Source organism: Ktedonosporobacter rubrisoli (assembly GCF_004208415.1).
In the GTDB taxonomy this organism is placed as follows: domain Bacteria; phylum Chloroflexota; class Ktedonobacteria; order Ktedonobacterales; family Ktedonobacteraceae; genus Ktedonosporobacter; species Ktedonosporobacter rubrisoli.
In genome coordinates this window covers 10,657,349-10,675,110 of sequence record NZ_CP035758.1, presented here as the reverse complement: position 1 = coordinate 10,675,110, position 17,762 = coordinate 10,657,349, and the positions used below count along the sequence as shown (strand labels likewise).

Here is a 17,762-nt window from a genome sequence, read left to right as displayed (position 1 = left end):
TCGTGCTGCTAGCAGGGATACTGCGTTGGCTCGTCAGGATAGCAGCAACATCAGGTCAAGAGGAGCTTGTTGTATGTCTGTACGAAGTCGCCCCACCTCTCTACCGGTTGAAAAAGTTGCTGATCTCATTATTATAGGAGCTTCATGTGCTGGTGTCGCCCTGGCTCACGCCCTGGCTTGTTCTCAGTACCGTGTTGCGCTTATTGAGCCGCGCACGTATCCTGGCTACGAAATCACGACTACCCTACGCCCCTGGATGAAAGTACCGACCCGATTGCCTATGATATTGCGCTCCTGGCTTGAGGAGGCATCGATGGTAGTTAATGCTGATGAGATGATATTTCATCCTGACTTGCTGAAGAGAGGTCTTGAGCAGAAGCTACTGGAGGCCGGTGTAGAGCTCTATTATGCAAGCTTTCCCTGTGGCCTTGTCTTTGCAAATGAGCAGCTCTGTGGAGTTGTAATTGGTAATAAATCCGGCCGTCAGGTCATTTTGGGCAAGGCCGTTGTTGATGCAAGCGAGTGGGGAACACTGGCCCGGCTCAGCAGGCAGCCTTTGCTACGCTGTCCATCCTCCAGCTTCATTGAGGCAAGACGTACGCTTGAGTTTACTAATGTTGCGCCGAGCCTCTCAGGCGAGCTAGAGATACCTTCAGAGCTGGAGGTATTGCATAATCGCGTTACGGTCCATCCAGCTTATCCAGGGCAGGGGCATGTGTTTCTTGAGTGTGCTTATCAGCTTGAGTTCACCGACTGCGATCTACCGAGTCGCATGGCTCTAGAGACCCACGTGCGCACCTCTTCTATGGACGTAGCAGCTTATTTGCTCGATCAGCATCCAGCATTCTCACAAGCCTCTCTTGCCCAGGGCTCACCCGAGCTGTGGCTACCTGCTCCCTGGAGACTGGAAGCGGCAGGCGCAGCCCACGCATCCATTATGGTAGAGGGCACGTCAGGTGCTTGTAGTTTGCCGACTGCAGCCTTTATCTCTTCCATCCATAATAACCTGTTTATCTTGAGTACAGTTGCGGCCCTTGCCGAGGATCAGCAGAGAAAGCTCCTTCTGGAGCCGCTAGCTGCCATCCAGCTTGGGGAAGGTCTGGCTTCCCTGGTAGAGCGAGCCATCCAGGTCGTCCAACTCCCGGATGTTGCAGACTGCCAGGTGCAGTGCGCTCAGGCGGCTTCTGAACACACTGCAAGTTCTCTCGATATTTACGAGCCCAGGGAACCACAACGTGGCCGCGTTTATCAGCGTGTGGCCGAAGCAGCTGAAGAGTTACCACTGCTTACTGAAGTTGACATCCTTGTAGTTGGTGGGGGAACGAGTGGCGTGCCTGCCGCAGTTGAGGCGGCAACTTCTGGTATGAAGACAGCCTTATTGGAAATGAATACAGGGCTTGGTGGAACAGGAACGCTTGGTGGAGTCAATAGCTACTGGTATGGCAGGCGCGTTGGCTTCACAGCGCAACTCGATGCACATTATTTAGCCGAGGCTGCTCGCTTTGGAGAACGGGAGGATGCCGCGCGGTGGAATATTGAGGTGCGTATGCAGGCGTTATTGCGTTGGGCCATAAGATCCGGCATCGAGATCTTTTTTCGTACGTTAGTTGTTGGAGCCTTGCGACAAGGGAACAAAGTCTGTGGGGTCATTGTCGCAACACCAGATGGCCTTTACGCCGTTCGAGCCAGGGTGATCATCGATGCTTCAGGAGATGGCGATGTTGCTGCATTCGCCGGAGCGCACTTTAGCTATGGCTCCGCGCGTGATCGCTTACCGCTCTGGTATTCGCTGGCCCAATTCGTCCAGCCAGGCCTGACGCGCAATAATTTTACCAGCGCCGTTGACATCTCGAACGTGCATGATTATACGCGGGCGATCCTCGCCGGTCGGCGGCGAGATAGCGCCTACGACCATGGCGTCTATATTGCACCCCGCGAGACGCGGCATATTCTTGGTGAGATTACCCACACTTTGACAGATCAACTAACATTGCGCCGTTTCTGCGATGTGATCAATATTTGTTTTAGCAACTATGATGTGAAAGGGAAGAGCGCCGCCGACTGGGTTCTATGGGGCTTGCTCCCGCCAAACGTGGAGTCAGAAATTGCGTATCGCGCCGTACTTCCCAGTGGACTCGATGGTATCCTGGTTGCGGGCAAAGCCTTCTCTTGCACCCATGACGCGCTTTCAGCCACACGCATGCAAGCCGACCTCCAAAATCTAGGTGGAGCATGCGCCGTAGCTGCAGTCGTTGCGCTCCAACAAGGCGTTGCCCTGCGCGACGTCAATATACGCCAGGTCCAGCAACGCCTTATTGCCTATGGAGTATTGCCCGATGCTATTCTCACACGTAGCATTTCCACTGAGGAACCATCTACTAAGGAACTTGCAGATCTTGTAGCCAGTCTGAGCGGAGACGAGCCTTTCTATATCGATATGGACTTTGCGGATGTACAGCGGGAGCCCATGCTCCTGGTGCGAGTTTGTACGGCTGGCGCGCGCATTATTCCTCTCCTTGAGGAGGCCTATAGTGCTTCGCAGGGGAAGCGGCAACTCCTGCTGGCTCGCATCCTGGCCTGGTACGGCTCTCAAGTGGGTGTAGCATGTCTATTAGAAGCTGTCGAGGAGCAGTTAGCCTCCGGCCAGTTGCCTGCTCGCATGAAGAAGATTCGCCATGCTGGTTATCCACCCGATCAAGGAGCCATGCCCGAATTATGTTACCTACTCTATACGTTGGGAATGACTCGTGACGAACGCACTATCCCTGTTCTCGCCCGTATCGTTTCCTTGCTTGAGCCTTCTCCAGAACACTTTCGGGATCGTATCAAGGGCACATTCTATTATGTTGATGCTATCTGTTATGTAGCTGAGCGCCTGGGCAGTCCGCTGGCTATCCCTGCGCTCCTGAGCTTGCATCGCAAAGACGGATTACACGGCCTGAGTACGACAACCTTTCAGACTGACTTTTTTGAAGAGCGCATTGCTTATCTAGAGGTAGTTATAGGCCGCGCCCTGGCTCGCTGCGCTTCTCCCGAGGGTGTGGACATTTTGATCAGCTATCTCGATGATGCGCGTACGCTACTGGCTGAGCACGCTCATGATGAGCTGATAGCTATCAGCGGAGAGGACCTGGGCAAAGATAAAGCCGCCTGGGCTACATGGCTCAAGCGACACGTTCATACACTCCAGCCCAGACCCTGGCTTGCGCGCATCGACTGATTGCTTGCCTGTATGCTAAAGGCTAGAGTCCCAACATAGGTTGCATAAATCAGCACAGATAGCCAGGATCTTCGTAGCGCGTTTGACGGTAGATGAATCTCCTTACTAAAGGCTATAGTGTCTCTAGAAAGGTCTGGTCAGTTCTATTCTTCCCCTATCTAGTTCTCTGAAGAGATGAGCCGGTATAAGTATTTTCAATGGAGGAAAAGCATGCTGTACATGAAAGAAAAGCTATGCCGTCGTACCGTCCTTAAGCTCGGAGCCGCCGGTCTGGCTGCCGCAGGTTTGACTCTGGCAGGCTGCAACGGGGGAGCAGGATCATCAAAGACAGCAGATACTGTCACCATTGTCACCTGGGGATCGGACAAACGCTTGAGGCAGAGTTTTCAAGCGGTTTCCTCTGCTTTCCCTAACGATTTTCAACATTTCAAGCTCAATATTGTCGTAGCTGGCGGAGGTGACCCCGATGTGACGCGTTCCTTGCGTCTTGCCCTGGCAGCGCATAAAAATATCCCTGATATTGTTCGCCTCAACTACAACGAGATAGCTGAGTTCGCGCAAGCTGGAGTGCTGCATGATCTAAAGGATGTTATCGAGCCTATAAAAGATGATCTGTACATCGGTGCCCAGAAGCTAGCTATGTACCAGGGCAAATATGTAGCGATTCCTGAACAAGTGAAAAGCAAAATGTTCTACTACCGGGCTGATCTCTTTGAACAGCTGCATATAACACCCGGCGATCTGAATACTATTGATGGCCTCATTGCCTCAGCCCAAAAGCTGCATGAGCGCTTCCCCAAGACTTACTTATTTAATATGGGCCAGCAACCCTCCGGGACCTGGCTCAGTGAGATCATATCAGCTTATCCCAACATAAGTATGGCTGAGCCTTCAGGCAACTATGTTGTTACTTCCGCCCCTGCCTTTAGTAGCGCTTTCTCATTTATCAAACGCCTACACGACTCAGGTACCACGCTGCAAGTCGATGATTTTTCAACTGATTGGGGCCCTGCTTTCAAAAATGGACGCATTGCTGGCGCCTTAAACGCTAATTGGCTAAAGCTTTTTCTACCCGAATATGCGACGGTAGATCAAGCCGGCAAATGGAAAGCTGCACTCTGGCCCGATCTCCTACCGCTCGTGGATCAGAGTTACGGCTCGGAGGCTGGCGGTTCTGTCTTTGTCATCCCGGAGGAAGCACCTAACAAGGAGCAGGCAATTTTGTTCTTACGCAGGCTCATCCTCGATAAAAAAGGAGCGCTGGCTCAGTTCAAAGCTAATAGCCTTACGCCTCTGCTTCGTAGCGCGCAGCCAGATCTGCTCACTTATGTCCACAACGCTAGCAAGCCATCTGACGTTAGCGATGAGCAGTGGGCGCTCCAACCCCACAATTTCTTTGGCAAGGATTTCTATACCCAGGAACTGGCTAGCTATGATCGGGTCAGGATCTTTAATTACGATCCGTCAGCGCTTAAGGAGTTCGCAATTCTCAATCAGTGGCTCAATCAATTTGTGCAAGGCAAAGCCGATCTCAAAGCGTCTCTGGCCGGTGCTCAACACGATATGGAAACCCAGATTGGGAACCCATATAAATCCTGAAATCTGGCGCGCCGAGCAGTAAGTCGAGACGCTCAATGGAAAGGATATATAGCAGATGCAACAAGGAAAAGTTATTACCAGACCTGCAGAGCTTCACAAGGAGACGCTCCATCCATCATCAGGCACAAAAAGACGCGTTCCCCGTTTCCGTCAACGCGAGGCCATCCTTGCCTATCTCTTCGTCTCGCCCTTTATCCTGGCCTTTCTGCTCTTTCAACTTGGACCTGATATTTATTCATTTGTCCTGAGTTTCTATCATTACAAAGGCTACGGAACAGCTACTCCTGTCGGCTTCTCTAACTATCTGGCAGTGCTACAATATCATGTATTCTGGCAAGAATTAGGCAACACAATCTTTTACTGGCTGGCCCATGCGCTTCCTTTGATCCCCCTCTCTTTCTTGCTAGCAATGCTCGTACGCTCTAAATTCATCAAGGGCCAGAGTTTCTGGAAGCCGGTTATTTTTCTGCCTCAGGTTATCGCAACTGTCGCCTCAGCTCTCGTCTTTCAGGCGCTTTTCAGCACTGAATATGGCATCGTCAACCAGCTCCTGCATACAAAAATTCACTGGTTGCAGGATTATGCGCTGGCTCGCTGGGCAATTATCTTCTTACTGATCTGGCGCGGATTGGGATTCTGGTTCGTCGTCTTCCTGGCTGGCCTCTCCTCGATTGATCCTTCGCTTGAAGAGGCGGCGATTGTTGACGGTGCAACGCTATGGCAACGTATTCGCTATGTCATCGTGCCGCTAATGAGCAATGTCTTTCTCTTCGCCTTTGTCATCGACGCCATTGGCTCGCTGCGCCTCTTTGCTGAAGCTAACGTCCTGGTCAGCGGAGCCGGGCAAGCAGATCCCAGTGTGGCCCCCATGCTTAATCTGCTGGTTGGCAATCTACAAAATGGCGAATTTGGGCAGAGTGCAGCTATTGGCTGGATCTTATTCGTCTTGACCATCCTTGTGGCTGCCCTTCAATTCAGCTCATTCCGGGCTAGTAGGAACAAATAGAGACACCTCGCTACAAACGCTTCCAGGCGGAGCACATGGGTTCTCCTGAACCTGGCGGCAGAACTCAGGAAGCTCATATCCTGGGAAAATATGCATACACATGGCCGCAGGCGCTAGTGAAAACTGCAAAAGATGATACTGTACAAGGGAAAGGTGAGTAAAATGGCAATACGGTCAACAGCTACGCAAAATCCATCTGCAACGGATACGCGAACCGCTCAGCACAATCGAGCCAGGCGCATCGTCCTTCTTATTCTGGCATATGGCGTTCTTGGCTTGATTGCGCTCACATCGTTCTACCCTCTTGTTATGATGATCATCAATTCCTTTAAGGGTGATATAGAAATCATCCTTAATCCAGGTGGCTTACCGGCTCATTGGACATGGCAAGATTATGTCCAGCTTACTACCACACAAGGGAATCAGCTACATAACTTCTTCAATTCGGTTTTAGTTTCAGTTGCCACTACGGGAATCAGCGTTTTTGTGGCCGCTCTAGCAGCTTACGCCTTTGCCAAGATGCGCTTTCCCGGTAGTGGGCTGATCTTTTTCGGGCTGCTAGCAACGATTATGGTACCTGGTGAGTTGAGACTTCCCTCCCTCTTTCTCATGTTCTCACAGATTGATTGGATTAACACATACCAGGTACAGATAGTACCCTTCCTGGCCTCAATCTTCGGACTCTTTATGATTCGCCAATACATGCTGACAATCCCAGACTCCTTAATTGAAGCGGCCCGCATCGATGGAGCCAATCACTGGCAAATCTTCTGGCGCATCATTGTACCCGTCGCCTCGCCAATTCTCTCGGCTTTTGCCATTCTTCAATTTTTAGGCACCTGGAATAGTTATCTCTGGCCACAGGTCATGGCCAATGATCCTCAGGTCGCGCCACTTATGGTCACACTGCCCAGTCTGCGTGATCCTATTCTCGGCTACGTGCCTACCTATGGGGTTATCATGGCGGGATGCGTCCTGGCTACCCTCCCTATTGTGCTTATCTTCCTTTTCTTCCAGGATCGTTTTATCACGGGAGTTACCCTGGGTGCAACAAAAGAATAAGTCTACATAGCCCAAGGCTGCATCAGTGCAGAAAGCCCCCATGAAGATGTTGCAGAGGTAGAGAGATTCGCGCGCAAACAATGGCTATAGGAAATTCTCTCCAATATCCAGCATCAAATCTTGCAGTACCCTCTTGCGGGCTTCGACCTCTCCAGGCGCCGTGGCTGCTGCGAGAAAAGGCAGCTTTTCTCCCATTTTCTTTGGGATAGGCCTTTTCTTGAGCCTCTCAATGTGGTGTGTTTCAACCATTGCTCCTGAAAAATATACGCAATGATGCACCTTTTCACAAATCTCTTTTTGTCCAAAATCAGGGAAGATTTGCGGCACGTTTGAGCCGATTCTTCGTGCTCATTGGTTGTTACGGGCAAAGCGTCTGCCGCATTTCACCTTCTGGATGGCTCCTGCATCCGATTTGCGAACCTGCAAAGCTGCAGCCCCTTCTTGTAAGGAATCAAGCCTAACTCTGGCATTACAGCAATGCTGTCATTTACCAGTTACTTATCTCCCTGGGCTACTAGATGTTCTCGTAAGCTTAGAGGCCGCATATCCGCCCATACCACCTTAATAGAAACAGTGATCCTATTGTTGCTACTGGGATGCAGGTACTAGCAGTCTTATTAAGAGGAACCGTGATATGCTATAATAGCAGAATAAATGGAACGGAAAGAAAAACAGCCCGGAGCTGCCTCTCCTGCACTCTTGATATGAGGGTTCCCTGGTCCCTATCAATGGGTAATCGAGGCTCTTCTCTAGAATAAAAGGGACACTTCATGAAGGAAGTCTGGGAGATCTAGAGAGATGGAGGAAAGAAATAGCGCCTATGATGACGCGCGGCGAGCGTAATAGATGGTTGCGCCAACACCATTATCGATGGCAACAGATCAAAGGTGCATGGATTCTCCTTGGTCCCGATGGCTGGCGAGCAACCGAGCAGGAAGCTGAGCAGGCAATCCTACAACGAGCTGCACATCCATCTCCAGCACAATGGGCGCGAGACATTATAAGGCGTCGCCCGCTGATTCTTGATAGCGAAACAACGGGGTTGGACCCAGCAAGAGATGAAATTATTGAGTTGGCACTAGTCGAACTTGACGGAAGCGTTGTCCTCAATACGCTCATCCAGTGTCAGGGTGTTATTCCTGAGGATGCAACTGCCGTACATGGCATCACTCACGAGATGCTCCGTGGTCAACCTGGCTTCCCTGAAGTATGGCAGCAACTGCAGCCTTATTTCTCGCGTCCCCTGGTCATCTACAATGCTGCCTATGATATTCCGATGCTGGCCTATGGAGCGCTCCGCTACAGATTACGTATGTCGCGTCCCGATGCCCATTGCTTAATGTGCCAATATACAGAATATCGTGTTGGCTCAGAGGGCTCCTATCAACGATTAGAGGTTGCTTGTCGGGACTTTGGCATCGAGAAGTCTACGCATCGCGCGCTCGCCGACGCTCAGGCAACACGACACGTCTTGCTTTGCCTTGCTGCGGCAGAAGAGGAAGAGGCTGTCACAGCCGGAGAGGAGAGGTAATAAAATAAACTCTCTTCGAGCTCGGTAATGAGGATAAGCGGTATAGTTGGAGCTTGAAACTAAATCATGCTCTGCTTCTCCGCACTCTCAGTATTATCAGGAGTTATCACGATCATTCGGCATTTGCATATGGTGCATGAACTGCTCGCTGTGCTGTCTACACCTACTGGAGAAATAGACTTCTTGTGCGAATTGCGCAGTTAGCATAGACATTCTCCTGCTCGGCGCACCTGGAGACAGTGCTTGAGAACTTTTCCTGCAACTCTGCCTGTTGTACCGCTTCGAGCAGGATCTCGACTTGTGTGTTGGCCTCAAAGCCACGCGGAGACTTATAATGCAGGTAAACTTGCTGAGATTTCTATCAAGCGTGCGATCTCTGTCATCCTTGACTTAAGCGATTTCACGCAAGAAGAGTCATATAAGTTCTTGCTGGAATATTTCAAAAGCTTATGGGCCACAATTTCCGTTACCAGGCAACCGTGTACAAATAGTACTAGAGGAAGCCCACAAATTTGTACCACAAAGCACCAGCACACCGTTGAAGCAGGTACTCACACGTAGAGCTCTATGTGGTCGAAAGCGGGGCCTAGGCATTATCTTAATAATATATCCCTTCTCTTTCACTTTCTGCATAAGAAGAAGATGTCCAAAAGATTCGCGCAATGCGGCTTCTCCTACATTCAGTTCATCGATTCGCTGGCTTAGCTCCTCGCCCGTGATACGTTGTCTCTGGTGTTCTTATAAAGAACTTTGAGATCGTGCAGATATTTATTGGAAAAGGGAATATCAGACATACGGGCTCCTTGGGGAGATGAATATCTCCCCGCTTTATTTTAAGAGCAAAACTACGGTCAAGGCAGCAAGCCAAAGAAGGATAGCGCCTAGAAGAATTCCCGCGACAATAATAGAGCCGCTCCTCTGTCGTTTCTGCGGTTGAGGCTGCGAGTTGCTCGCTTCGATAACCACTACATTGGGATTTTTCTTTGTTACGTTAAAAGGGTTCGGGCCCACGAAATTGGCCCCCCTCCTTTGGGTTGGGTATGTACTGCCAATAGTAAGGGCAGTAGACTTCGACATAGGAGTGGATTGTATCTAAATCTTCAAGACTAAGTGCTGTATCAAGTCCTTCATCTCTCATAGCACGGGCGGCAGCCAGGTAGCGCAGATATTCAGGCGAGAGATGCTTATTGCGTGCAAGATGATCATCTTTATCCGTCCGTACTACCTGGCGGATGCGTAAGGTACGCTCATCGAGAACGACGCCAGCAAGTTGCAGATCTTCGACCTCATGGTTGTAGGCCTCAAGATAAATCTTCATAAAAATAGGAATGAAGCGATCATAGTATCTTGCTGCCTGGCTATGGGTCGTAATATACGCTTTGATATGTTCTATGGCCGATAATCTCGCAACTTGTCTTAGCGCGCCTTCGGAGGGAAGCTGCTCAGGGTCATTCTGCACATCTTGATGTACCCGACGCATTGCATCCATACTCGCTTGTGCGCGTAACTCTTCAGGAAAGGGATATTGTTGCGCTGGCATAATATCTCGTTGACTGATTTCTCCAAAATTGGGCTGGGATTGCAATTCTCTGTTCGTATTTTCCTGATCAAATTCTTCGTCAAAATCTTCTGGCATAGCCATAATGATAATAATCCTTTCCGCTTCGATGGGCATGTGTACATGTATAACCATAACTTGTGCTACAGACGCTGGAAGTATGGAACGACGAGCAAAGCGATGTTCTCGCCAACGCTTCCAGGCATGTGGCCCGTGTCGTCCATATCGGTGATCCATAATAGTTCATCACGGCGAAAGAAGGAATAGAGAAATGCACTATTAGCATAATCCTACAGACGCATGAGTTGATATAAAAAGAGGAAGCAATACAGAGCGTATTAAGAGCTACATATAACAGTATAAATATTTTGCGTTTTATGTCAATATTGAACAAAAGTTTTATTATAGACATTTTGGACTGGTAAAATCTATACGCGCGAAGCTGGATAAATTTTTCTTTCTCGTGTGTATAGTAAAAATATCAGTATAAATAACCATTTTAAGAATCCTGATACAGCTGTTACAAATCTGGGGGCTGGCTTGTTTCAGAGCATTCTGCATTTTTGAGATTTCTCAATAATAGGGGAAAATGCCTGCTGGGCTCGTTTTGAGAGATTGGGTCCAGGAAAAATCGCCATCAGCCCCATCTCTTGCATATACCTTGCCACCGTTTTTCTGTTTACCGCTCGCCCTTCCCGATGCAATTGAGAGCTGCGACATAACCCAGAGTTCAGCTGCTCGTTTTGCCAATTCTGCTGCTCGCTTCTCGATCTCCTCTCTCTCAGCTTCAAGCAGATTGAGCGGGTTTTCATTCTATATACTGTGGTTAGCTTGCCTTCGATACCTGGATTCTGAATTGGATGCCAGCTCAAGATCGCCGATAACAATATTCCAGATTATTGCAAATGACTTCGTAAACATTGAAGAGCGTAGCGGTGCTCAATACGCCCCTGCTCTAAACGTATGTTTTTCCTGGCAAGATGCTGGAAGAGAGTCTGTTCCTCTGGCGTGAGATGGGGCAGGTGATGTAGAGCATATGGGACACCTGCAACACAAAATTCTGCAAACGTGTGAAGTGTGTTCGCATCCATCATTAGCGAAATCACATGCGGGAAGGTTTCGCGTAGCCGCGAAAGAATTTGAAAACCGTGTGCATCCAAGTCTCCCCAATAGAAGATGGGGCAAGTAGCAAGCCAGGGAATAGCACCAAGTGAACTAACAGTAGAGCCTTCACCGAAGAGGGCAAAGGTATGAGCGAAAGCGGGAAGCGTCAAAAAGTTCATTTTATTTTCGGTAATAATACAGCGTTCCTCTTGTAAGGGCAGTTGTACACATTGCGAGTGTGGGATACAAAGGTCAGTCAGCGGCAATCCATATTGCTTACCCAGTTGATCGTCGAGAAAGCGCGTACGGACCAGGAGCTCATCATCGCGCAATCCATATCGCTGGGTAAATGTTTTTGCCTCTGGCACAATCGCCTCTGTGAGGAGCAGAATATCGAGCAATTAACGTAATATGCCGCTGTGCTGCTCGATAAATTTTGTATGCACCGCAACAGGAATTTCTCGAATATAGCAAGCAGGACGTGGATGCTCAAGAAAGTAGTCGCAAACAGCGATAAGATCTGACCAATCTCCATGATAGTCAATGCGTCTAGGACTTGGTAATGGAAATTACCTCTCCTTCGTGATATTCTTGAACAAGATGTTGGTCTACGAGTTTTTTATTATCCGTTGCCTGCAAAGTTTTCTGCTATCTATCTTTATGATGATCAAGTGGGGGATGCACTGCCGTCAATAGTAATCACCCAGAAGAGCGGCGGCGCTGGTCTTTAGCACATGACTATGGGCATTTTCTGACATACAGACAGAAGCCGACAGCATTCATCGAGCATGGTTATCAACGCAAACCAGAGAGCGAGCGACTTGCTGATGCGTTTGCAAGTAGTTTTCTGATGCCAACACATGGTGTCATCAGACGTTTTAATGATACTCGTCGTACAAAGGAGAAAATGACGCCTGGTGATTTGTGCTTACTGGCACATTTCTATGGAGTGTCTGTAGAAGTTATGGCGTTACGTCTCGAAGACTTAAATTTACTTCCGAATGGTAACTGGGGTAAACTCAAAGCTGGAGGCTTTAGGGTGAGAGAAGCGCAACAACAGCTTGGACTTGGCCCTCTTCCCGCCCGATAACAAAAAATTACTATATTCATATGTTCTTCAAAAATGGTACACAACGCTTGAAAGTCCCAGTTATTGTAGTACCAGAAGGTTCCCGGTGCGTGGCTTCCAGTAATGGGGTTGTCGAGGGCATGTCCACCGCTTAATGTATCTAAAAAGGCTGATGTATGGCCGGGCCAATTTGATCTCCTTCGTCTGAAAGTTCTTCATGGCCCCTGATCATCAAAAGTGCGCCAGATGCGCACTTCTCTTAAGGTTCGCTCCAAACCATGCCTCTCCCTCATTATTTATGGGATCTGAAAGGGTATAGCCACCTGCTGTGAACCAGAAACCGAGGGAGCAGGCAGAAAGATCAGAGCAAAATCTGTGCTTCCTTGCGGCACCTGGAAGGTTGCATTTCTTGTCAATCCTGTTTGCCCTTGCGCAATCGATAGAGGTATAGTTGTACTAGCTGGTGCAGCGGTAACAGCTCCCGCCTTCAAACGGAGGTAATCGCCTGGATCTGCATTAAAATCGCTAGAAGATGGGTTATCCATCTTTAAAGAGATCTCTACATATATCATCCCTTTTTCTGCCTGGTTACCATCAGCACTCCAACTCGCAACAGCATTGGTTAGAGTCCAGTCCACTCCGCTATATTGCGTCTGCTTATTCACAGTGGTAGTTTTCGGTTGATACTTGCTCACATCAGCATTCGGCTTCAAAGGAATCTGCATCTGCTGTTCAGTATCTGCTCCAATGCGTAATACCATATTAGAGGTGGTAAGATTTGTAGACGCAGGAAAATCAATCCAATTCTGGCGTGTCGTCGATATATCAGGAGATCCGCTATTTTTGGCAGTAATCGGAGAAACAACTGTCCCATTAGAGAAAATCAAACGCATTATATCTGTATAGATATAATTTGGTGCTTTCTTAGTATTTTGCTCTTCTTTAAAATCTATTCTCATGATATCTGTTTGATAAGTATTAGAATCATCAGGAAAACTATGTGCCTGTTTTACATCAATCAAGGTAATCTTTACATCAGCATAGATGACCGACAATGGTTGAGCGCCGATCAGGGAGGTCGTTTTGAGAGAGGATGAAGTGGCATCAGTTACAATATTGCCACCTGTACGTGTCCCTCCCCTGCTAGCGGTGCCCGATCCTTTAAGCCTGTTATAGCCAAAGTAGCTTCCGACCCCGGCCAGGACAACAACAAGGAGGATTACCGATAGCAAGCCGCAATTCATCTGTCTCCGTACACTTTTTATAGAATCCTTTGGAGTTCCAAAGCAAGGAGACTGCTGCACCAACGAGGCTGGTGGTGGCGGCGGTATAGCAGGCATCGTTGTACCAAAGTAGTCTGTCACGAAATCTGCTGACGAGCGCACAGTTCGTTGATAGGCACCGGCGTCTATAACAGTTCCACAATGTGGGCAAAACCGTTGGTCTGGTGCAAGATTAGCCTTGCAATGTGGGCAGTAGTTTCCAGGTCCTTGTGACATATCTCCTCCTTATTCAACCAACAATATTGCTACCATGAAGTATAGTAGTGAACAATGATACGTGTGATAGGGCAAATGCCCTATCTTCTTCCTTCTATCATCAAGTCAATCAGGAGGGTCTGATTAAGTAATTATCTTACATAAGGTAGTGTCATATAAACTCTATGATTACCCCTTTTATTATTTAAGCCTCTTCATTCTCCTGTAAAGAAATAGAGGTATCTCCCGGATAACAGGAAAGAAGCACAGACACTCCTGCTCCAACAAGCATGCCGATGAATACACTTGCCAGTGATCCAGGGAGAAGAGGTTTCGTCGTCATAATGAAGAGAACACTGAGCAAGAGCGCCATGGTCGTGCAGAGGGTTGTGACAAGGACAGGATCGTCAATGTGTCGGGTGGACGAAGGGGAAAGCGGTCCGTCAGGATGCCCTTGGACCCAGCGATGCATACATGCAAGACGACGGCCTGTAATAGTCACACCTGTGAAAGCTGTGAGAAGGAAGACTCCTAGAGACACATCAATCCATGGGAGGCTGAAACTCCACCAAAGCAAACAAAGAGAAAAGCCTGCGGCTAACACCAGGAGAGCACTCAGAGGTGCCAGGGCGCGTGTTGAGGCTGCTAGATCCAGAATTTCACGGATCTGTTCGCTCCGACGCGCCCGTCGCACACGCATCACACTAACCAGTTCAATCCCCAGGCCCATAAAGAGACCAACGGCTGCGGCAATATGGAGAAAGAGCAGCAAAGGATACAGAATCATCACATGGCTTCCTTTCTTACTTCTTTGGATCGCTGGGAGCAGGCGGGATGAGCCCTATCATACTCAATGCACTGGCCCAGTCTGCCATGCCGAAGTGCTCAACGACCTTGCCATCAATGATCTGATCAAGTGAAATGGTCATCATGGTGACCGCTTTACCTGACGCAGCCAAACCCATGAAGGGGCCGGTGTGTGTCCCGCGCATGGTTGTACGTGTTGTCACCCATTCTCCATCACACGTTTGCTGTTCAACCGTATCCTGGATATCTGGAAAGCCAATGAAAAGATAAGGAAAGACCTGTCTGGTTTCCCAGAAACCAGGATGCGCATCCAACAAGGTAAGATCCTTCGTATTGATGGCCTCTGACGCGAGGCAGGCAAGAGCTTTTCTGGCATCGTCTTGCATACTATCTTCTTTCCTGGTACGCTCTGCTTTCATGAATATGCAGAGCGTATATGCTATACTGATAGACAGACAATCTGTCTATTCGCCTCTATATAGTAAGATACTCTGTCTAATTTGTCAAGAGGGAAGAGCGATGCAGGAGAGCGAGAGAGAACATTCGGGATTTCTTATTGGAGCGCTAGTGAATATTCCTACAGCGATTCTTATGCGGCGAGTACAGGAGGGTTTGATCGCAGCAGGCTTTCACGAACTCCGGCCTGCGCATACTCCTGTGTTCCAACTGCTTGCCCCACAGGGAAGTCGGGTAACGGACCTTGCTGAGCAGGCGGGAATAGCAAAACAGTCAATGGGCTATTTGATTGACTATCTGGAAAAGCATGGCTATGTGGAACGTATCCCAGATCCCACTGACGGCCGGGCACAGTTGGTGCGTCGTACTCCACGTGGCTGGGAGGTCAATCAAGTGTCAGCTCAGTTGGTCTGGGAGATTCAACAGGAATGGACCCAGTTGTTAGGTGAGGAGCGTATGAAGCATCTGATGTCACTACTCTCCGAACTGGTCTCCTTGCTGGGAGAACAGTACAACGAGAGCGTGGCGGAATGGAGCCGCTTGAGGAAGACATGATGAGACAGGTCCAGAATGCGTATAAAAATCTATCATCGTCTCTAACACCGTTTGCCAATCTAGCCAAGCCTTGTATGAGAAGCAAAATGCAGTAAGAGAAATGCATGAAAGAAAGAGATCGATCAACTGTATGGCAAACTAGCTACTGTCAGTGTTCATCTAACAACAACTATCAATGAGCCTGTAAAGCGTTAGATGATGCTGACGTGATATTCCTCCGGCCTGCTCTCTCATCACGGCAAACCAGGGAAAGATCGGTGTGTTCATCGCTTCCTCGCTATATAACCAGGGGTAGCCGCCAAATATCTCGTCTGCCGCTTCCCCTGAGATAGCTACAGTTGCATCTTCTTTCATGGCTTTACACAGCAGGTAGGAGGTCTCGACCTGACCTGCAGAGGGAAGATCATGAGCTCGCATCTCCAGAGAACAGGGAACGCTCTGCTGGGATGTCCCTTTGACGTTCCCTTCAGAGACACCATCCTCGTCAGAACATGTTCCCAATCGTAGAGGCGGCGCTGGGCTGTCCTCCTCATTAACTATATTTTTTCCCCTCATCTCGTTTGTATCCCCAAAGCGCCATAGCCCCAAAAAATAAACTATAGAGAAGTAGACCGAACCAGGGAGACGCAGGCCAGGGCCGATTTAATACTACACTCCAGACCAATTCTCCATACTGCCGTGTTGGAAGATAGGGAGAAATGGCAGCAATAAAGGAGGGAAGGTATTGTGGTGGTATCCAAAGTCCGCCACAGTAGCCAAACACAAAGTAGAGTATGTTGGCAACCGGTAAAGCTGCTTGTGGGGTTAGCCAATAACCAATAGCCAGACCCAAGAGGGAAAAAGGGATACAACCCGCCAGGAGTGCTATACCAAGAGGGATACATTGGCTGCTGGTGATCCTGGCAGGAGAGACGAGAAGCCCCAGCATAATCACCAGGCCACCCGCAACAAACGCGAAGAACATTGCAGTGAGGATACGTCCTGTAAAACGTGTGAGAGGGACAACGGGAAGCGTACGCAGAAATTGTTCCCAGAGCGAGAAGCGATCAGCCGCAATACCTACGCCAAATTGAAAAAATGCAATGCCAATCACTGCATAAACGGTAAATGATAATGTTATAGCAGTAGCAGTAATAGAGTCATGCGCATTTGGCAAACCCAGGATGAGAAAGAAAAGAGCAGGAAAGAGCAGCGAAGCGACGAAGACAAATGGTATACGTAACAATTGCAGCGTTTCTGCTTGAAAGTAGGCAAGCGCAAGTTTCATTCTACGGCTCCTGTCATATGTAAAAAGGCTTCTTCGAGACTAGTAGGAAGCACCTCTAGCCCTGAAAAATCGATATTTTGTTGAATCAGGCTACGTACAGACGCATCCGCATCTCTGGTATAGAGATGATATATACCCTGTTTTAGCTCACTGCGTACTACACCAGGAAGTTCTGGCTGTCTCTCTGTAGTCAGCCGTAGACACTTCAGCCCAACGTGTGCCTTGATTGCCTCAACACTTCCCTCATTGATGATCCGTCCTCGATGAATAATCGCTATACGTGAAGCTAATGCCTCAACTTCTTCCAAATAATGGGTAGTGAGCAGGACAGTACCACCGCTCGTAATGTAAGTGCGTATGACTCCCCAGAGTTCGTGACGAGCCTCTACATCCAGGCCAGCTGTTGGCTCATCAAGGAATACCACTCGTGGATTGCCAGCGAAAGCGAGAGCCAGCGAAAGCTTGCGTCTCTGCCCTCCGCTTAACCCACCTGTCTGGCGGTTCTCAAGGCTGGTCAGTCCAAAGCGTTGTAAAATCTCTTCTGTAGGGAGAGGAGAAGGAAAATGTGCGCGCACAAGATTCACTACCTCAGTCACTTTTAAAGTGTCAGGGAATAAAGAGTCCTGTGGAGTAGAACCGATCTGCTGTCGTGCTAGAGGGAGGCAAGGGTTAAGGCCATAGAGTCTTACAGTACCTTTATCGGGTTTTCTCCGTCCCAGAAGAAGACTCAGTGTTGTCGTCTTCCCTGAGCCGTTCGGACCTAAAAGGGCCAATAATTCACCTGCAAATAGATTCAGGCTTAACCCATTAAGGGCTTCGACTTTCCCCAGGCGTTTATAGACATCCTGTAACGAAGCAACGAGAACAGACCCAGAAAGACCCTCATTGCTCCCAGTAGGAGGATGTAAGAGTGTAGAGTTATTCGTCATGATGCTTTTATCTCCTTTATTATTCCCTTTTGTTGCATTAGGAATTGTCTTTCCCTCTTGCAGGAGGGGGATCTCGAACTAGCTCTGACCGGACGCCCGGCTCCATCTCCTTTCTCTACGT

The 17,762-nt window shown here is 48.9% G+C and carries 17 protein-coding genes and 2 pseudogenes; 7 read left to right on the top strand and 12 right to left on the bottom strand.

Annotated features, from left to right (window positions below):
• Positions 1-73 precede the first annotated feature (73 nt).
• The 4 genes from EPA93_RS45580 (at position 74) to EPA93_RS45565 (ending at position 6,887) form a co-directional block, all read left to right on the top strand.
• Positions 74-3,220 (top strand): FAD-dependent oxidoreductase, encoded by a 3,147-nt coding sequence (locus EPA93_RS45580; RefSeq protein WP_129893921.1) that lies wholly within the window; start codon positions 74-76, stop codon positions 3,218-3,220.
• A gap of 219 nt (positions 3,221-3,439) precedes the next feature.
• Positions 3,440-4,819: an ABC transporter substrate-binding protein gene (locus EPA93_RS45575; RefSeq protein ID WP_165423829.1), complete on the top strand. Its 1,380-nt coding sequence runs from the start codon at positions 3,440-3,442 to the stop codon at positions 4,817-4,819.
• Positions 4,820-4,874: 55 nt separating this feature from the next.
• A complete protein-coding gene (locus EPA93_RS45570) occupies positions 4,875-5,825 on the top strand; it encodes a carbohydrate ABC transporter permease (protein ID WP_129893919.1) in 951 nt (316 codons plus the stop codon).
• 162 nt (positions 5,826-5,987) lie between these two features.
• Positions 5,988-6,887, top strand: coding sequence for a carbohydrate ABC transporter permease (locus EPA93_RS45565; RefSeq protein ID WP_165423828.1), 900 nt, complete (start codon positions 5,988-5,990; stop codon positions 6,885-6,887).
• Positions 6,888-6,971: 84 nt separating this feature from the next.
• Here the strand turns inward: EPA93_RS45565 and EPA93_RS45560 are convergent, their stop codons facing one another.
• Entirely contained in the window at positions 6,972-7,214 is a 243-nt protein-coding gene (locus EPA93_RS45560) for a hypothetical protein (protein ID WP_129893917.1), read from the bottom strand.
• Positions 7,215-7,707: 493 nt separating this feature from the next.
• Between EPA93_RS45560 and EPA93_RS45555 the strand changes: the two genes are divergently transcribed.
• Positions 7,708-8,418, top strand: coding sequence for a 3'-5' exonuclease (locus EPA93_RS45555; RefSeq protein ID WP_129893916.1), 711 nt, complete (start codon positions 7,708-7,710; stop codon positions 8,416-8,418).
• A gap of 991 nt (positions 8,419-9,409) precedes the next feature.
• Here EPA93_RS45555 and EPA93_RS45550 read toward each other — a convergent pair.
• The 4 genes from EPA93_RS45550 to EPA93_RS51265 form a co-directional block, all read right to left on the bottom strand.
• Entirely contained in the window at positions 9,410-10,213 is an 804-nt protein-coding gene (locus EPA93_RS45550) for a hypothetical protein (protein ID WP_129893915.1), read from the bottom strand.
• 308 nt (positions 10,214-10,521) lie between these two features.
• A complete protein-coding gene (locus EPA93_RS51270) occupies positions 10,522-10,788 on the bottom strand; it encodes an IS3 family transposase (RefSeq protein ID WP_129893914.1) in 267 nt (88 codons plus the stop codon).
• An 84-nt stretch (positions 10,789-10,872) separates the two neighbouring features.
• Complete coding sequence (locus tag EPA93_RS45540) at positions 10,873-11,448, bottom strand: DUF2220 domain-containing protein (protein WP_165423827.1); 576 nt, start codon at positions 11,446-11,448, stop codon at positions 10,873-10,875.
• 33 nt (positions 11,449-11,481) lie between these two features.
• Complete coding sequence (locus EPA93_RS51265) at positions 11,482-11,595, bottom strand: DUF3322 domain-containing protein (RefSeq protein ID WP_479723993.1); 114 nt, start codon at positions 11,593-11,595, stop codon at positions 11,482-11,484.
• Between the two features lie 182 nt (positions 11,596-11,777).
• On the opposite strand from EPA93_RS51265, the pseudogene EPA93_RS48875 reads away from it, so the two are divergent.
• Positions 11,778-12,170 (top strand): annotated as a pseudogene (locus EPA93_RS48875) (ImmA/IrrE family metallo-endopeptidase); the annotation flags it as partial.
• A gap of 275 nt (positions 12,171-12,445) precedes the next feature.
• On the opposite strand, the gene EPA93_RS45525 reads toward EPA93_RS48875, so the two are convergent.
• The 4 genes and pseudogenes from EPA93_RS45525 to EPA93_RS45515 all read right to left on the bottom strand — a co-directional run bounded on the left by EPA93_RS45525 (position 12,446) and on the right by EPA93_RS45515 (position 14,820).
• The gene (locus tag EPA93_RS45525; protein ID WP_242527272.1) at positions 12,446-13,393 is read right to left on the bottom strand and encodes a hypothetical protein; all 948 of its coding nucleotides are present in this window, start codon (positions 13,391-13,393) and stop codon (positions 12,446-12,448) included.
• Between the two features lie 174 nt (positions 13,394-13,567).
• Positions 13,568-13,648 (bottom strand): annotated as a pseudogene (locus EPA93_RS51260) (zinc ribbon domain-containing protein); the annotation flags it as partial.
• A 184-nt stretch (positions 13,649-13,832) separates the two neighbouring features.
• Positions 13,833-14,414, bottom strand: coding sequence for a DUF2269 family protein (locus tag EPA93_RS45520; RefSeq protein WP_129893910.1), 582 nt, complete (start codon positions 14,412-14,414; stop codon positions 13,833-13,835).
• A 16-nt stretch (positions 14,415-14,430) separates the two neighbouring features.
• Positions 14,431-14,820 (bottom strand): ester cyclase, encoded by a 390-nt coding sequence (locus EPA93_RS45515; RefSeq protein ID WP_165423826.1) that lies wholly within the window; start codon positions 14,818-14,820, stop codon positions 14,431-14,433.
• A gap of 133 nt (positions 14,821-14,953) precedes the next feature.
• Here EPA93_RS45515 and EPA93_RS45510 point away from each other — a divergent pair, with 133 nt between their 5' ends.
• Positions 14,954-15,445: a MarR family winged helix-turn-helix transcriptional regulator gene (locus tag EPA93_RS45510; protein WP_129893908.1), complete on the top strand. Its 492-nt coding sequence runs from the start codon at positions 14,954-14,956 to the stop codon at positions 15,443-15,445.
• A 159-nt stretch (positions 15,446-15,604) separates the two neighbouring features.
• Here the strand turns inward: EPA93_RS45510 and EPA93_RS45505 are convergent, their stop codons facing one another.
• Genes EPA93_RS45505 through EPA93_RS45495 form a run of 3 tightly spaced genes read right to left on the bottom strand, consistent with a single transcriptional unit; the run spans position 15,605 to position 17,641 of the window.
• Positions 15,605-16,000: an asparagine synthase-related protein gene (locus EPA93_RS45505; RefSeq protein WP_129893907.1), complete on the bottom strand. Its 396-nt coding sequence runs from the start codon at positions 15,998-16,000 to the stop codon at positions 15,605-15,607.
• The gene (locus EPA93_RS45500) at positions 15,978-16,712 is read right to left on the bottom strand and encodes an ABC transporter permease (protein ID WP_129893906.1); all 735 of its coding nucleotides are present in this window, start codon (positions 16,710-16,712) and stop codon (positions 15,978-15,980) included. The genes EPA93_RS45505 and EPA93_RS45500 overlap by 23 nt, the downstream gene beginning before the upstream one ends.
• Complete coding sequence (locus EPA93_RS45495) at positions 16,709-17,641, bottom strand: ABC transporter ATP-binding protein (RefSeq protein ID WP_129893905.1); 933 nt, start codon at positions 17,639-17,641, stop codon at positions 16,709-16,711. The genes EPA93_RS45500 and EPA93_RS45495 overlap by 4 nt, the downstream gene beginning before the upstream one ends.
• Between the last annotated feature and the right edge of the window lie 121 nt (positions 17,642-17,762).

Coding starts and splice junctions, on each gene's coding strand:
- EPA93_RS45520 (WP_129893910.1), bottom strand. CDS start 14,414: ATGATTCTGTATCCTTTGCTGCTCTTTCTCCATATTGCCGCAGCCGTT.
- EPA93_RS45570 (WP_129893919.1), top strand. CDS start 4,875: ATGCAACAAGGAAAAGTTATTACCAGACCTGCAGAGCTTCACAAGGAG.
- EPA93_RS51270 (WP_129893914.1), bottom strand. CDS start 10,788: ATGAAAACCCGCTCAATCTGCTTGAAGCTGAGAGAGAGGAGATCGAGA.
- EPA93_RS45505 (WP_129893907.1), bottom strand. CDS start 16,000: ATGAGGGGAAAAAATATAGTTAATGAGGAGGACAGCCCAGCGCCGCCT.
- EPA93_RS45495 (WP_129893905.1), bottom strand. CDS start 17,641: ATGACGAATAACTCTACACTCTTACATCCTCCTACTGGGAGCAATGAG.
- EPA93_RS45580 (WP_129893921.1), top strand. CDS start 74: ATGTCTGTACGAAGTCGCCCCACCTCTCTACCGGTTGAAAAAGTTGCT.
- EPA93_RS45525 (WP_242527272.1), bottom strand. CDS start 13,393: ATGAATTGCGGCTTGCTATCGGTAATCCTCCTTGTTGTTGTCCTGGCC.
- EPA93_RS45550 (WP_129893915.1), bottom strand. CDS start 10,213: ATGGATCACCGATATGGACGACACGGGCCACATGCCTGGAAGCGTTGG.
- EPA93_RS45510 (WP_129893908.1), top strand. CDS start 14,954: ATGCAGGAGAGCGAGAGAGAACATTCGGGATTTCTTATTGGAGCGCTA.
- EPA93_RS45575 (WP_165423829.1), top strand. CDS start 3,440: ATGAAAGAAAAGCTATGCCGTCGTACCGTCCTTAAGCTCGGAGCCGCC.
- EPA93_RS45565 (WP_165423828.1), top strand. CDS start 5,988: ATGGCAATACGGTCAACAGCTACGCAAAATCCATCTGCAACGGATACG.
- EPA93_RS45515 (WP_165423826.1), bottom strand. CDS start 14,820: ATGCAAGACGATGCCAGAAAAGCTCTTGCCTGCCTCGCGTCAGAGGCC.
- EPA93_RS45500 (WP_129893906.1), bottom strand. CDS start 16,712: ATGAAACTTGCGCTTGCCTACTTTCAAGCAGAAACGCTGCAATTGTTA.
- EPA93_RS45555 (WP_129893916.1), top strand. CDS start 7,708: ATGATGACGCGCGGCGAGCGTAATAGATGGTTGCGCCAACACCATTAT.